The 13,561-nt window shown below is 48.8% G+C and carries 16 protein-coding genes; all 16 read right to left on the reverse strand.

The features are described from left to right. Positions 1 to 9: 9 nt before the first annotated feature. Positions 10 to 1,350, reverse strand: a complete 1,341-nt coding sequence (gene nuoF / locus AB2U10_RS17050; RefSeq protein ID WP_367916156.1) for an NADH-quinone oxidoreductase subunit NuoF — start codon at positions 1,348 to 1,350, stop codon at positions 10 to 12. A 2-nt stretch (positions 1,351 to 1,352) separates the two neighbouring features. Further along, positions 1,353 to 1,832 carry an NADH-quinone oxidoreductase subunit NuoE family protein gene (locus tag AB2U10_RS17055; protein ID WP_367916155.1) on the reverse strand — a complete coding sequence of 160 codons (480 nt, stop codon included), beginning with the start codon at positions 1,830 to 1,832 and terminating at the stop codon, positions 1,353 to 1,355. Positions 1,833 to 1,844: 12 nt separating this feature from the next. Then, positions 1,845 to 3,086 carry an NADH dehydrogenase (quinone) subunit D gene (gene nuoD / locus AB2U10_RS17060; protein WP_367916154.1) on the reverse strand — a complete coding sequence of 414 codons (1,242 nt, stop codon included), beginning with the start codon at positions 3,084 to 3,086 and terminating at the stop codon, positions 1,845 to 1,847. Continuing rightward, positions 3,083 to 3,583, reverse strand: coding sequence for an NADH-quinone oxidoreductase subunit C (locus AB2U10_RS17065; protein ID WP_367916153.1), 501 nt, complete (start codon positions 3,581 to 3,583; stop codon positions 3,083 to 3,085). The genes nuoD and AB2U10_RS17065 overlap by 4 nt, the downstream gene beginning before the upstream one ends. After that, on the reverse strand, positions 3,573 to 4,130 hold the full coding sequence (locus tag AB2U10_RS17070) for an NADH-quinone oxidoreductase subunit B (RefSeq protein ID WP_367916152.1): 558 nt from the start codon (positions 4,128 to 4,130) through the stop codon (positions 3,573 to 3,575). Before AB2U10_RS17070 ends, AB2U10_RS17065 begins: the two co-directional genes overlap by 11 nt. A gap of 2 nt (positions 4,131 to 4,132) precedes the next feature. Continuing rightward, positions 4,133 to 4,507, reverse strand: a complete 375-nt coding sequence (locus AB2U10_RS17075; protein ID WP_367916151.1) for an NADH-quinone oxidoreductase subunit A — start codon at positions 4,505 to 4,507, stop codon at positions 4,133 to 4,135. 91 nt (positions 4,508 to 4,598) lie between these two features. Next, on the reverse strand, positions 4,599 to 5,597 hold the full coding sequence (gene obgE / locus AB2U10_RS17080; RefSeq protein ID WP_367916150.1) for a GTPase ObgE: 999 nt from the start codon (positions 5,595 to 5,597) through the stop codon (positions 4,599 to 4,601). Positions 5,598 to 5,692: 95 nt separating this feature from the next. Then, entirely contained in the window at positions 5,693 to 6,265 is a 573-nt protein-coding gene (locus AB2U10_RS17085) for an adenylate kinase (protein ID WP_367916149.1), read from the reverse strand. Positions 6,266 to 6,350: 85 nt separating this feature from the next. Beyond that, the gene (locus tag AB2U10_RS17090) at positions 6,351 to 8,075 is read right to left on the reverse strand and encodes a tetratricopeptide repeat protein (protein WP_367916148.1); all 1,725 of its coding nucleotides are present in this window, start codon (positions 8,073 to 8,075) and stop codon (positions 6,351 to 6,353) included. A 183-nt stretch (positions 8,076 to 8,258) separates the two neighbouring features. After that, entirely contained in the window at positions 8,259 to 9,146 is an 888-nt protein-coding gene (locus AB2U10_RS17095) for a PstS family phosphate ABC transporter substrate-binding protein (RefSeq protein WP_367916147.1), read from the reverse strand. A 7-nt stretch (positions 9,147 to 9,153) separates the two neighbouring features. Further along, the gene (locus AB2U10_RS17100) at positions 9,154 to 9,354 is read right to left on the reverse strand and encodes a hypothetical protein (RefSeq protein ID WP_367916146.1); all 201 of its coding nucleotides are present in this window, start codon (positions 9,352 to 9,354) and stop codon (positions 9,154 to 9,156) included. A gap of 206 nt (positions 9,355 to 9,560) precedes the next feature. Beyond that, on the reverse strand, positions 9,561 to 10,370 hold the full coding sequence (locus AB2U10_RS17105; RefSeq protein ID WP_367916145.1) for an energy transducer TonB: 810 nt from the start codon (positions 10,368 to 10,370) through the stop codon (positions 9,561 to 9,563). 146 nt (positions 10,371 to 10,516) lie between these two features. After that, entirely contained in the window at positions 10,517 to 11,338 is an 822-nt protein-coding gene (locus AB2U10_RS17110; RefSeq protein WP_367916144.1) for an energy transducer TonB, read from the reverse strand. A 24-nt stretch (positions 11,339 to 11,362) separates the two neighbouring features. Continuing rightward, complete coding sequence (locus AB2U10_RS17115) at positions 11,363 to 11,914, reverse strand: ExbD/TolR family protein (protein ID WP_367916143.1); 552 nt, start codon at positions 11,912 to 11,914, stop codon at positions 11,363 to 11,365. 20 nt (positions 11,915 to 11,934) lie between these two features. Then, the gene (locus tag AB2U10_RS17120) at positions 11,935 to 12,522 is read right to left on the reverse strand and encodes an ExbD/TolR family protein (RefSeq protein WP_367916142.1); all 588 of its coding nucleotides are present in this window, start codon (positions 12,520 to 12,522) and stop codon (positions 11,935 to 11,937) included. 49 nt (positions 12,523 to 12,571) lie between these two features. Further along, the gene (locus tag AB2U10_RS17125; RefSeq protein ID WP_367916141.1) at positions 12,572 to 13,393 is read right to left on the reverse strand and encodes a MotA/TolQ/ExbB proton channel family protein; all 822 of its coding nucleotides are present in this window, start codon (positions 13,391 to 13,393) and stop codon (positions 12,572 to 12,574) included. Between the last annotated feature and the right edge of the window lie 168 nt (positions 13,394 to 13,561).

A 13,561-nucleotide genomic window follows, 5' to 3' on the forward strand; every position in this document is an offset into this window, starting at 1 on the left:
TACTATCTTTTAAACTAAAACATTTTCCGGCATATATACCGCACCTTTTTTAGCGGCTTCTGCCGGGTAACGTATGTGCCATTCAAACTCGTCCCTGAAATGACGGATGGCACTGGCCACCGGCCATGCGGCGGCATCGCCCAGCGGACAAATCGTATTTCCTTCTATTCTTTTCGCCACATCCACCAGCAGGTCGATATCGCGTTCATTGCCTTCTCCGTGCTCGATCCGGTGCAGCACCTTCTCCATCCAGCCGGTTCCTTCGCGGCAGGGCGAGCACTGTCCGCACGATTCATGCCGGTAAAACCGGGTAAAATTCCAGGTATTCCTGACAATGCAGGTGGTTTCATCCATTACAATAAAACCGCCTGATCCCAGCATGGTGCCTGTGGCAAAACCACCGTCCGACAGTGATTCATAGGTCATCAGCCGGTTTTCCCCGTTAGCTGTCTTCGTGATCAGGTTAGCCGGAAGAATCGGCACAGAAGAGCCTCCCGCCACTACCGCTTTCAGGTAATGGCCGTCGCGTATTCCGCCCAGGTATTCATCAGAATAAATAAATTCTTCTACCGGAACCCCCAGGGTAATCTCGTAAACCCCCGGATTTTTGATATGCCCGGAAGCCGAGATCAGCTTGGTACCCGTGCTGCGGCCTATGCCGATGGCCGCATAGGCGTCACCACCGTTATTGATGATCCACGGGGTATTGGAGATCGACTCCACGTTATTCACTACCGTAGGGCTTTCGTAAAGTCCTTTTACGGCAGGGAAAGGCGGCTTGTTTCTCGGGTTACCTCTTTTGCCTTCCAGTGATTCAAGCAGGGCCGTTTCTTCACCGCAGATGTAGGCTCCGCCACCGGGCTGTACCACCAGCTCCAGGTCATAGCCGGTACCCAGTATATTTTTCCCCAGGAAACCGGCCGCTTTGGCTTCGGCAATGGCTTTTTCCAGGATACGGATCACATACATGAGCTCACCGCGCACATAAATAAACGACTTGTTGGCGCCCAGGGCATAGCTGGATACGATCATCCCTTCAATCAGGAGGTGGGGGATGGTCTTCATCATGAAATGGTCTTTAAAGGTACCGGGCTCCGACTCGTCGCCGTTGCACACCAGGTATCTCGGCACGCCTTCCGGCTTGGCCAGGAAGCTCCATTTCATCCCCATCGGGAATCCGGCCCCGCCACGTCCCCGTACACCTGACTTCTTCACCTCTTCCACCACTTCTTCAGGGGTCATCTTCTTCAGGGCCTTCTCCACGGCCGTGTATCCACCGTATTTCCTGTAAACCTCGAAAGTCTCAATTCCGGGCTTATCAATGTGTTCGGTTAATATCTTTAATGCCATAATTACTTACTCAATTCGTCAATGATTTGGTCAATTTTTGCATTATCCAGATGCATATAGAATTTCTCCCTGATCTGGAAACAGGGGCCCCAGCCGCAGGCCGCCAGGCATTCCACTTCTTTCAGTGTGAATAATCCGTCAGCGGTGGTCTGGTTGGAAGAAACTCCCAGCTTCTCTTTCATATACGCATAGACCTCTTCACCGCCCATAGCGCAACAAGGGCCGGTCCGGCAATATTCAATGACATGCTTACCTACCGGCTCCAGGTGGAACATGGTGTAAAAAGTAGCCACTTCATATACTTCCACGGGTTCAATCCCGAGTTTTTCAGCAATATAATCCATCACCTCTGCGCTCACCCATCCGTGTTGCTCCTGCGCCAGGTGCAGCAATGGCAATAAGGCCGACTTTTGCCTGCCTTCCGGGTAACGAGCGATGATTTCTTCCGCCCGGGCCAATCTTTCTTCTGTAAATGCAATCATCTCTCTCTTTTGTTAAGCATCAAGTTCACCGGCAATAACGTTCAGGCTGCTCATGATCGGAACAGCATCGGATACCGTACCGCCTTTGATCAGCTCACCGAAAGCCTGGTAATAGATAAAGCAGGGCCTGCGGAAATGCAGCCGGTAAGGAGTCCTCCCGCCGTCACTGATCAGGTAGAAGCCCAGCTCACCGTTTCCGCCTTCCACCGCATGGTATACCTCTCCTACCGGGGCATCTATTTCGCCCATCACAATCTTAAAGTGGTAGATCAGGGCTTCCATATTACGATATACCGAATGCTTGGGCGGCAGGTAATAATGGTTCTCGTTGGCATAGTAGGGTCCTTCCGGGAGGTTTTCAATAGCCTGCCGTACAATTTTGATACTTTCCCAAACCTCGGCGTTCCGCACCTTATACCGGTCATAGGTATCGCCGTTATGCCCTACCGGAATATCAAATTCAAAATCTTCGTACGAAGAATAGGGCTCCATGACCCGTACATCATAATCAATGCCCGCAGCTCTCAGGTTGGGGCCGGTAAAGCCGTAGCTCATGGCCATTTCCTGGCTTACAGCACCTACTCCTATGGTCCGGTCGCGGAAAATCCGGTTCCTGTCGAACAGCTCTTCAAATTCAGCAAATACTTTCGGCAGGGAGTTGTACACCAGGTCTTTTATCTTTTTGATGGCAGTAGGCGAAAGGTCGCGCTCCATCCCGCCAATACGCCCCATGTTGGTGGTCAGGCGGGCACCGCACATCTCTTCGTAGATCTCGTAAATTTTTTCCCGCTCCTGCATCACATACAGGAAGCCCGAGAAGGCCCCCGTATCAACGCCCATGATAGATGAGCAGATGAGGTGATCGGCAATCCGGGCCAGCTCCATCATGATCACCCGGATATACTGGGCCCGCTTGGGCACTGTAATTTCCAGCAGCTTTTCTACGGTCATGTGCCATCCCATATTGTTGATGGGCGACGAACAGTAGTTCATGCGGTCGGTCAGCGTGGTGATCTGGTAAAAGGGCCGCCTTTCGGCTATCTTCTCAAATGCCCGGTGAATATACCCCACCGTCATATCACTGGAAACGATCCTCTCACCGTCCATGGTCAGGATATTCTGGAAAATCCCGTGGGTGGCCGGATGCGTAGGCCCGAGATTCAGCGTGGTGTAGTTATTCTCTTCCTGAAGAGGGACATTCAGTGCCAGAGCCTCTTCCTGTGTTCTGGCTACCAGGGTATTTTTTTCTGTCATCTTCCAAATAAGTCGTCAATTTTGTCTCTCCGGGTCGGGTCTTCCAAAGCATATTCTTTCCGCATAGGATGATAATCCATATCTTCCATATTCAGGATACGCTTCAGGTTAGGATGCCCGGAAAAGAGGATCCCGAAGAAATCAAATGTTTCCCGTTCCATCCAGTTGGCTGCATTAAACAAAGGCGTCAGGGAAGGAACCACCGGGTTTTCTTTCGGAAGAAAAACCTTTATCCGTACCCGGATCCGGTTTTCCCAGCTGTGCATCATGTATACCGAGCAAAGCTCGGCGCCTTCGTTATCCGGAAAATGTATACCGGTAATATCTGTAAGAAAATTAAATTTCAGCACGGGGTGCTCCTTTAAAAAGGCAACCACTTCCGTTAGGTCACCGGGAGCGATGGAAAAGGTAAGAATGCCCGAATTCTCTCCGAACTGGCGCACTTTCTCTCCGAAATGCCCCCCGATCTCCTCTACCAGGCGTTGATTATCTATCATTTTTCTCCAGAATATTATACGATTCCAACAAGGCCCTGTATTCTTCGCTTTCTCTTCTTCTCAGCGATTCGCCTTTGGCCAGCTCCTGCACCTGCATGAGGCCATCCAGGATTTGCTCGGGCCGGGGCGGGCAGCCCGGCACATATACGTCTACCGGGATAACCCGGTCAATTCCCTGCAATACGGAATAGGTATCGAAAATTCCACCCGATGAAGCACAGGCACCCACGGCCACCACCCAACGGGGTTCGGCCATCTGCAGGTATACCTGCTTCACCACCGGCGCCATTTTTTTGGCAATGGTGCCCATCACCAGCAGCACGTCTGACTGTCGGGGGGAGAAGCTGGGCCTTTCGGCACCAAACCGCGAAATATCGTAGTGCGACCCCATGGTAGCCATGAATTCTATGCCGCAGCAGGACGTGGCAAACGGAAGCGGCCACAGAGAATTACTCCTGGCTATCCCGATCAACTTATCCAAAGAAGTGGCAAAAAAACCCGGCCCTTCATATCCCGGAGGCGCATCTGTCATTTTTACACTTGTCATAATTACTCTTTTTCCCAGTCAAGAACTCCTTTCCTGATCACATAGTAAAAGCCGGCCATCAGGAACGCCACAAACAGCAGCATTTCATAAAAACCGAGCCATCCCAGGCCCTTAAAATTCACCGCCCAGGGATACATGAATATTACCTCCACATCAAACAATACAAACAGAATGGCGGTCAGAAAATAACGCACATTCAGCGGCATACGCGCATCACCCACACTTTCCACACCGCACTCAAACGGCATCTCTTTCTTCCTGCTGCGTAGCCGGGGGCCCAGTACATGGGTGGCAATCAGCGTCATCACCACAAAGCCCAGCGCCAGGGCCAATTGTATAAAAAGAGGTAAATAATCCTGCGGAACACTAACTGACATTGAATGATATTTTAACAAACAAAAATACTACCCCGGGAACATAAAAAAAACAGATCAGCGGGGAGAATGCCCCCTGAAATGCAGTTTGAAATTATTCTAAATAATCGTTCAGACTCTGCCAGATGAGGTCTTTCAGCTCGCTAATGCCCTCCATGGTCTTCGCTGAGATAAATACACAGGGAATTCCCGGCGGCAGTGTTGCCCGGATCTCCTCCCGGTCTGATTCCGTGATCAGGTCGCACTTCGTAATGGCCAGCAACCGGTTCTTATCCAGCAGCTCCGGGTTATATTTTTCAAGCTCACTGAGCAGGGTGGTATATTCCCCGGCCGGTGTCTCACCGCTTCCGTCTACCAGGAACAGCAGGTTGCTGTTTCGCTCAATGTGCCGTAAAAACCGGAGCCCCAGCCCCTTGCCTTCCGAAGCCCCTTCAATAATGCCCGGGATATCGGCCATCACAAACGACTGGAAGTCATGATACTGCACTACCCCCAGGTTAGGCACCAGGGTGGTAAACGGGTAATCACCGATCTCCGGGCGTGCGGCCGACACCACCGAAAGCAGGGTAGATTTCCCGGCATTCGGGAAGCCCACCAGCCCCACATCAGCCAACAGCTTCAGCTCCAGGATGACCCAGATCTCCTGGCCCGGGATTCCGGGTTGCGAGTAATCCGGAGCCTGGTTGGTGCTGGTCTTGAAGTGGTAATTGCCCAGTCCGCCCATCCCGCCGGGCAGCAGAATCACCTCCTGACCGTCTTCCAGGATCTCCGCCAGCTTCTCATTCGTTTCTGCATTCCGGGCCACGGTTCCCAAAGGCACGTCCAGCACCACATCTTTGCCCTGCTTGCCCGTACTGCGGCTTTTGCCACCGCCTTCACCGTGATCGGCCTTGATATGCTTCTGGTATTTCAGGTGAATGAGGGTCCAGTACTGCTTGTTACCCCGTAGTATGATATGGCCGCCCCGGCCGCCGTCGCCACCGTCGGGGCCACCCTTATCTACAAATTTTTCACGCCGGAAATGCGCAAAGCCCCGGCCACCGTTACCTGATTTCAGGTTTATTTTTACGTAATCAATAAAGTTCGATGTCATATATCTAGAACCTAAGCAGGCCCCTGTTTAGTTTCTTTTAAAACAAAAAACTCCTCATAACAAGGAGTTTTCAGTACCCACCATCGTGCGGGTGCTCAGTATTTTTCGTCTATCGCGCCGGAGATCTTATCAAAAATATCTTCAATCCTGCCCACACCGTTAATGGTGGTCACTTTTCCCTGCTCTTTGTAGTAAGGCAGCACATGGATGGTCTTGTCAAAATATTCGTCAATCCGTTTCAGCAGCTTAACGGCATCGTCATCTGCCCGGCCGCTCACCTTCTGGCGCTCGGCGATCCGGTGTTTGATCACTTCCTGGTCTACGTCGAGCTGCAAAACGAGGTCAATTCCGCAACCTTTGGTTTCCAGGAAAGCATCAAGCGCTTCGGCCTGTGGTACGGTACGCGGAAAACCGTCAAAGATAAATCCTTTGGCTTCGGGATTTTTCTTCACTTCTTCTTCCAGCATATCAATGGTGATCGAGTCAGGCACCAACCGGCCGTCGGCCAGCATTTCCTTCACTTTCCTGCCCAGCTCTGTTTCATTAGAGATGTGGGCTCTGAACATATCTCCTGTAGAGAGGTGTACCAGTTTATATTTATTAATGATCTTCTCTGACTGGGTTCCTTTTCCCGCACCCGGAGGGCCAAAAATTACAAGATTAAACATCTATTTCAGTTTACAATATGGTATCGGGCCGCAAGATAAGCATTAAGCGCAATAAAAAAAGCCTGAGTTTCAGGCTTTTTTTATTTTAATCTCTTCCGTTCCCCGTTGAGTCTTTCGGCGTCTCCGGGATCACATAATTCGGATCCAGCATTTTGCTGAAGCGGTGGAACATCGCCTGTGCATCCGCATCATCAGGCTTGATCTTCAGCAGCTCTTCGATCTTGGCCTTGGCAGCTTCCACATTCTGGTTCGACAGGTCTCTACCGGCCAGGGTTTTCAGCGCATATACCACATAGGTCTGGTTAGCCGGGTTCTTCTTACCGTCTTCACCAATCAGCTGCAGGTATTTCTCGAAATCAGCTGCTCCCAGGTACAAATGATTTTTAGTGGTGTCACCGGCATCGCGGTAGGTTTTAGCCAGGGCTGCCAGGGCGTAACCTGCCGGCCATCCGTCTTTATATTCTACCAGGGCTTTCTCCAGGTATTCATTGGCTTTGGTCCAGTTACGGCCTCTGAAAAATGTAGTACCCAGGCTGGCATAGTCAGAAGCATTAGGTTCTTTTTTGCTGCTAAGGCTCTTCTCTGTCAATTGGGCCGCTTTATCAAAAGCACCTCTTTCCATCATAATGAGCGCTGCCTCACTGTAGTAATCGGCTTCTAAAGTGGTATCGTTAACGGCTACCGCTTTGTCAATATTCAGCAGACCCAATGAGTCATTCATGGCCACAGTAGCCGAGTCTCCGCCCATTTTCAGGTAGGCACGACCAATGTACCCGTAGTCCAGGCCGAAGTTCTCATCTTTCGGATTGGCTTTTATAAAGCTTTCAAAATCTTTTACGGCCTGGGTGTATTTGCCCTCTTCGTAGTTCACAATACCCTCCATTCTGTGAATGTACGGATCACTGGTTGAACCTTTGATCTCGCCCAGTATTCTTTTCAGGTTCACATAGTCTTTCGCAATAAAGGCCAGCTTCGCATAACGAAGTTTTGCTTTCACGTCTCCGTCAGAGTTTTTCAGGTAGTTGGAAGCGGCCTCGGCTGATTTAGAGAAATCACCGAAAGTCTGCCAGTACGAGCTCTGGTATTTATAGATCGGCGCATGGGTCGGATCTGCCGCAATTCCTTTGTTGATTGCTTCCTGAGCTCCCTGGTAGTTACGGCTCTGTAACCAGATACGGGCCATTCTGGAATAGGTTTTTGCCAGCTTCTTCCCTACTCTTTCAGCATTGTTCAGCGCGTTCATGGCACTTCCGCCATCCCCTTTCATCAGGTATGCCTCTGCCTTCACCAGGTAATATTCCGGGTTATCTTTGGTTTTGTGCTTGTCTAATGCCAGGTCAATGGTCAGGATGGCTTCTGCCGGGTCATTGGCTTCAGGAAACATCACATAGGCTTCGGCAATGCGGTAAAGCACATCCGGGTTTTTCGATTTGGTATCTTTTTTAACTTCATCAAAGATCGCTTTTGCTCCAGCCATGTCTTTGGATGCCAGCTTTACCATTCCCAAACCTACCTGGTTCAGGGGATCGCCCTTCTTTTCCAAAGCATTCCCTGCTTCAAAAGCCTCGCGGGCGGCTTTCAGGTTTTCCGGCTTGGCATAATCCGGAGACGAGAGGATAGTGTACCCTTTCAGAAAGTACGTATCCGTGCCCGGCGATGAAACTACCAGCTTATTCGCTCCGTCAAGGGCTGCCGTGTATCTTTCCGCATCCAGGTCTTTAACAACCTGGTCAATACTCTGTCCGAACGACCAGGTAAAAGTTAGCAGCAATCCTACTACCGCCCAAATTTTTGTTCTCTTCATCATCATTTCTAAATAAGCTGTAAAGTTACTTTTTCGGTTAAATATTGAAATCGGCTCGCAATTTAAGCAAATTTCATCTCTCGTACAAAGGCATTTTTCCATGATTTTTCTGCATTTAACCCTTAGACCCGCTTAAAAAACATAATTTTCTTAATCAATTGTTAAAAAAAGCAGGGCAGGTTAAAAAAATTAATCCAATGATTCTTTGCTTAATACAAACTCCTTAGGGATAGCATAATAAGGTACAAGCCCCATTTTTTCAGCAATCAGCTGTCCGGGTTTGCTGCAGGCAAACCGGATGAACCCGTTCTCCACTCCCCAGGCGGTTCCCAGGGTATGCAGGTAAATGGTCCGGTGAAAAGGATAGGTCTGGTCCAGGATAGTGGTTTTTGAAGGAAGCACCCCGGCTCCGTCTCCGCTGACGTTCAGTATTTTTACCGAGTTCTTAAGCTCACGCGTCACTTCGCTGCTCTTTTCACTGATCAGGTTATACCCCACAAAGCCTATGGCGTTCCTGTCTTTTTGTACCCAGTCAAATACCTTCTGGTTTCCACCGGCTGCCACCACGTTTTTCCGGCTGAAGTCTGTAATTCCCAGGCGGCCCAGCACCTGGTTCAGGTTGCTTGAATTGCCACTGTCAAAGACCAGCTTCACAGGAGAGTCACCGGAGGTAAACAGCTGCCTGAGCTCAGCCAGTGAAATGCCCGTTCGCTGGGCCTCCCGGTTCATCACCAACACCACGGCATCCAGGGCCATAGGGGCCGGCTTGTAGGTGATCTCCCGTTTCTCCAATACCTTCATCTCTTCTTCATTGAGCGTACGGGTAATGCAGATCACATCCATCGAGTCTTCCAGCAGGAGCTTCACGGCGGTGTTCTCGGGCATGACGTAGTTATCAAAAGAGGCCCTGGGGTAGTGCATCCGGTACCCGTCAGTTTCGGCATGGATGATCGCACCGATCGACTCATCCATTCCTACATTAATTCTGCCTTCATAAATGCTGGGGCGATCACTCTTTTTCGACTGGCAGGCGGCCAGCACCAGAACGCACACCATAATTCCTATCCATCTCATCATTTCCTCATTACTGTTTAACGGCCCTGTAAAGCCTGAATAGCCCGTAAGCAATCAACACCGCCCCTAACGAGTAAGCAAACAGGGGCGGCTGTATTTTCACGATAAATATTTTCTCGGAAATTACATAAATGCCCATACCTACATAACAAACCGGCACCACCAGGCTCAGTACAAATTTCAGCTTACCTAAGATCTCTTCTATGTTCATGCTTTACAAATCCGGTGTTTTTACCACCTGACGTCATTTTTACGCCAAAATAAGCAGATTTGTCAACTTTTCGGGTATGGGCCGAAAAATATTTCTCCGGCCGGAGAAATATTTTCATGCCGGGTCCGTCTCAGACAGCACCTCGGGCAGGCCGGTATTGCAGGAGCATGATCTGCTGCAGGTACCTGGCCTGCCCGAGGCATGCCTCATTCCTGGAGCGTATAGCTGACCGGCAGCGTATAGTATACCCTTACCGCGCGGCCGTTCTGCCTTCCCGGCGACCACCTCGGCATGGCTTTCACTACCCGTACGGCCTCCTCATCACAGCCGAATCCCACGCTCTTGAGAACCTTGATCTGGCCTACAGTTCCGTCTTTCTCCACTACAAACTGGAGGATCACCTTTCCCGAAATGTTGGCCCTTTGCGCCGCAGCCGGGTAGCTCACATTCTTTTTGAGGAACTTCATCAATTCATTTAAGCCTCCGGGAAATTCCGCTTCCTGCTCCACCCCCATAAAGATCTCGTCTTCGGCAACCGGTTCCATCTTCACCACGGCCACTTCTTTGGTCGGTGCCGGCGGAATGAACACGTCTTTGGCCTCTGCTCCTTCTACCGTCTTGTTGGAAATAATTGCTTTTTCCAGCTTTTCGGCCGGTGGCGGCGGCTCTTCTACCAGCACCTCTTCATCTTTCTTAGGCTCGGGAGGCAGGAATTTCTCCTCGGCCATTTCCGGAGGCGATTCTTCCAGAGGTGGCGGGGGCAGCTCTTCCGGTACCACCGGCTCAGGGTCATCCTGCGGCAGATCAAAAGGGTTCACAATCACATAAGTCACCTTTTCCCTGTTGGCATCCTGGATTTTGTTAAAAGCCAGCGCCGCGCCAAACAGCAGGCAGAACAGGCCGGTTCCCATCACCGTAGCACGGGTGAGGTAGCGCCTGTAGTTTTTTCTCAGGTAGTATGCTCCATACTCCTTGTTCCGGGTCTCAAAGACCACATCGTCTAACGTCACTTTCATTTTCTATTCAGGTTTGCGTTACACCTAAAACAATTGTATAAAACTAATTGTTTAGTTTTATACAACTAAATTAATAGTTAAAAATGAAAGTACAAAAAAAAGAGCCGAATATTTTCGGCTCTTTTGTATAAGAAAAGAAAACAAAATCAATCGCTCAGCTGGAACATCACCGGTATGGTGTAATACACCCTTACGGCCCTTCCGTTTTGTTTACCGGGACTCCATTTCGGCATTGACTTGATCACCCGCATGGCTTCTTCGTCACAACCAAAACCAATTCCCTTCAACACTTTCACGGTACCTATTGACCCGTCTTTTTCCACTACGAACTGAACAGTCACCCTTCCGGATATGTTCGCTCTTGTAGCAGCTGCAGGGTAGTTGATGTTCTTCCCAAGGAAGGTATACATGGCCTTATCACCACCGGGGTATTCAGGCTGTTGCTCTACACCTACAAAGATTTCCTCTTCTTTAGGTTGTTCCACCTTTACAACGGCTACTTCTTTTGGTGGTGGAGGTGGGATGAATACATCCTTGGCTTCAGCCCCTTCCACTGTTTTGTTTGAAATAACCGCTCTCTCCAGCTTTTCTGCCGGTGGTGGTGGTTCCTCGATCTTCACTTCCTCGTCTTTCTTAGGCTCGGGAGGAAGGAATTTCTCCTGGGCTACTTCCGGAGGTGGTTCTTCCAGAGGCGGAGGTGGCAGCTCTTCCGGGATTTCCAGCTCCTCTTCGGGGAGCTCTTCATCCAGGTTCGTAGCTGACAAGTCTACCAGGATCTCCTTTTCCGCGTTGGCCGCCTGGAATTTGTTAAAAGCCAGCGCTCCGCCAAGGAAAAGACAAAATATCGTAGCTCCGATAATGGTAGCTTTGGTAAGATACTTGCTGTAGTTCTTTCTCAGATAGTATGCACCGTACTCTTTATTCCGGTTTTCAAATACTATATCGTCTAAGGTTACTTTCTGTGCCATTTGTCTATATCAATTTACCTTAGTTTACTGTCCTTTCGGCCTTGCCATCCGTTCTTCATAAGCTTTCTGCTCCTGTGGCATCAGATCCACGATCGCAAAACGCTTATTTCCCGTAATCTCCATCTCGTCCAATATGTCTACCGCGTTTTCGAAGGTAGCTTCATTAGACGGCTTAATGATCACCGTGAACTTCGAGGTGTCAATTGCACTTGCCCGTTTCTTGTTGATTTCGGCCCGGATACCCGAAGCCGAGTAATCTGTTTCCATCAGGTCATCAACCGTCACATCTGCCAGCGGCTTCTGATACCAGAAAATCCGGTCATCCTTACCCATCACAATAGTAATCGTGTTAGACACTTTACTTTCTGTGGTCTCGGGTTTCTTCTCGTCTGTTTTCTCCGGCATGTTTAGCTTCATCATATTGGGTTTGCTAAACGTTGTAGTGAAAATGAAGAACGTTAAGAGAAGGAAGCCTAAGTCCACCATAGGTGTCATGTCGGGCTTACCGCCCCCTTTCTTCGATCTTACCTTACCACCTTTTTTCCCGCCTGATTCTTTTACCTGTACTTCTGCCATTTCTTAAAATCAATTTAGGGTTATTCTCCTTTAGTGATAAGTCTAAACTTATAGAATTTCACTTTCGCCAACTCATCAAACAGTATTTTAACTGCAGGGTACTGGGTTTTTACGTCACCCCGGATAGCCAGCTGGCCCTGGGGGTTAGCTTCAGCGTAAGCTCTTACCCAATCAATCAGCTCGGTGTTGGTCGAGTCTAACGGAATGCCGGGAAGAACTGCCTTTTCCCTGTCACCTTTACTCAGTGACAAATACGATTTGATCCGGTCTTTACCCACCCCGATCTCAGCTACGTCCAGGAAAGCTTTCTTTTCCACGTCGCTCAGATTCATTTTCAGGTTAGTATTCAGGGTGTTCAGGAATTTCCTTTTTTCAATAGGATCTGACACACCGAAATAATACTTGCCTTCGGGGGTGATAGACACCGTTCCGATGCCTGTCTCTTCCACCTTCAATTTGGAAACCGAAGATGGCGTATTAATAGACACGGCCTCCTCACTCCTGAACGATGACGTCATGATAAAGAATGTAAGCAAAAGAAACGCTACATCACACATGGCCGTCATGTCCATGGTAGGACTATGCCGTTTTGGTTTTACTGCTGCCATCTATTCTCCTTTATATTATAAATTGAAAAAATACAATAAAAGTTCCGAATCAGTTATGCGAAGCAAAGTTTTGCTGCAGACTTAATCCGATCTCGTCAATTTTATAAGTAAGGGTATCTATAGATGCAGTAAAGTAGTTATATACAATAATCGCGATAGCTGAAGTACCGATACCTAAACCTGTGTTGATAAGGGCTTCTGCAATACCTTTTGACAGAGCAGCTGCATCCGGAGAGCCACCGCCTGAACCCAGGGCAAAGAATGAACGGATCATACCTAATACTGTTCCCAGCAGGGCAACCAGTGTAGAAACCGAACCTAAGGTAGAAAGGATAGGCAGGTTTTTCTCCAGCATAGGAAGCTCAAGGGAAGTAGCTTCTTCCACTTCTTTCTGAAGGGCTGCCAGTTTCTGCTCTTTGTTCAGGCCGCCGTCAGACTGAAGCTGCTCGTATTTCTCAAGCGCAGTTCTGATTACGTTTCCTACTGTTCCTTTTTGTTTTTCGCATTCTTTTTTGGCATCTGCAATGTTATTGTTGTTCAGATAACCGCGAACTTTCGCTACGAAACCGTCCAGGTCTCCGGAACCGCTGGCCTTGCTGATGGTAACAAAACGCTCGATACCGAAAACCAGTACCATCAGGAAGAAAGAAAGAAGGATAGGCACAATAAAACCACCGGCGTGGATAATTCCAAGTGTACCTTTTGGATCATGTTTTGTTTCGGGATCATGGAAGTTGCTGGGATCTCCCAAAACGAAAATGTAAATAAGTATCGCAATCGCGATAAGGATCGGAATAACAATGATCGGATTAATTCCGCCAGATGATTTTTTTGCTGCCTTAGCAACCGGAGCATTCTGAGTTTTTGCCATTTGGATAAAAAATTTTTAGGGTTAAAAAAGTTCTTTCAAAATAAGTTCTCCCGAACCTCTCTGAAATTTTTTAATTGTTTTTAATTGATTTTGAAAATAATTCTTTGGCAATTCTAAAGAAAAACATTTAAAACAAAAATTATTTCGACAAATAATTTACTAAAATTT

This window comes from Leadbetterella sp. DM7 (genome assembly GCF_040829825.2).
In the GTDB taxonomy this organism is placed as follows: Bacteria; Bacteroidota; Bacteroidia; order Cytophagales; family Spirosomataceae; genus Leadbetterella.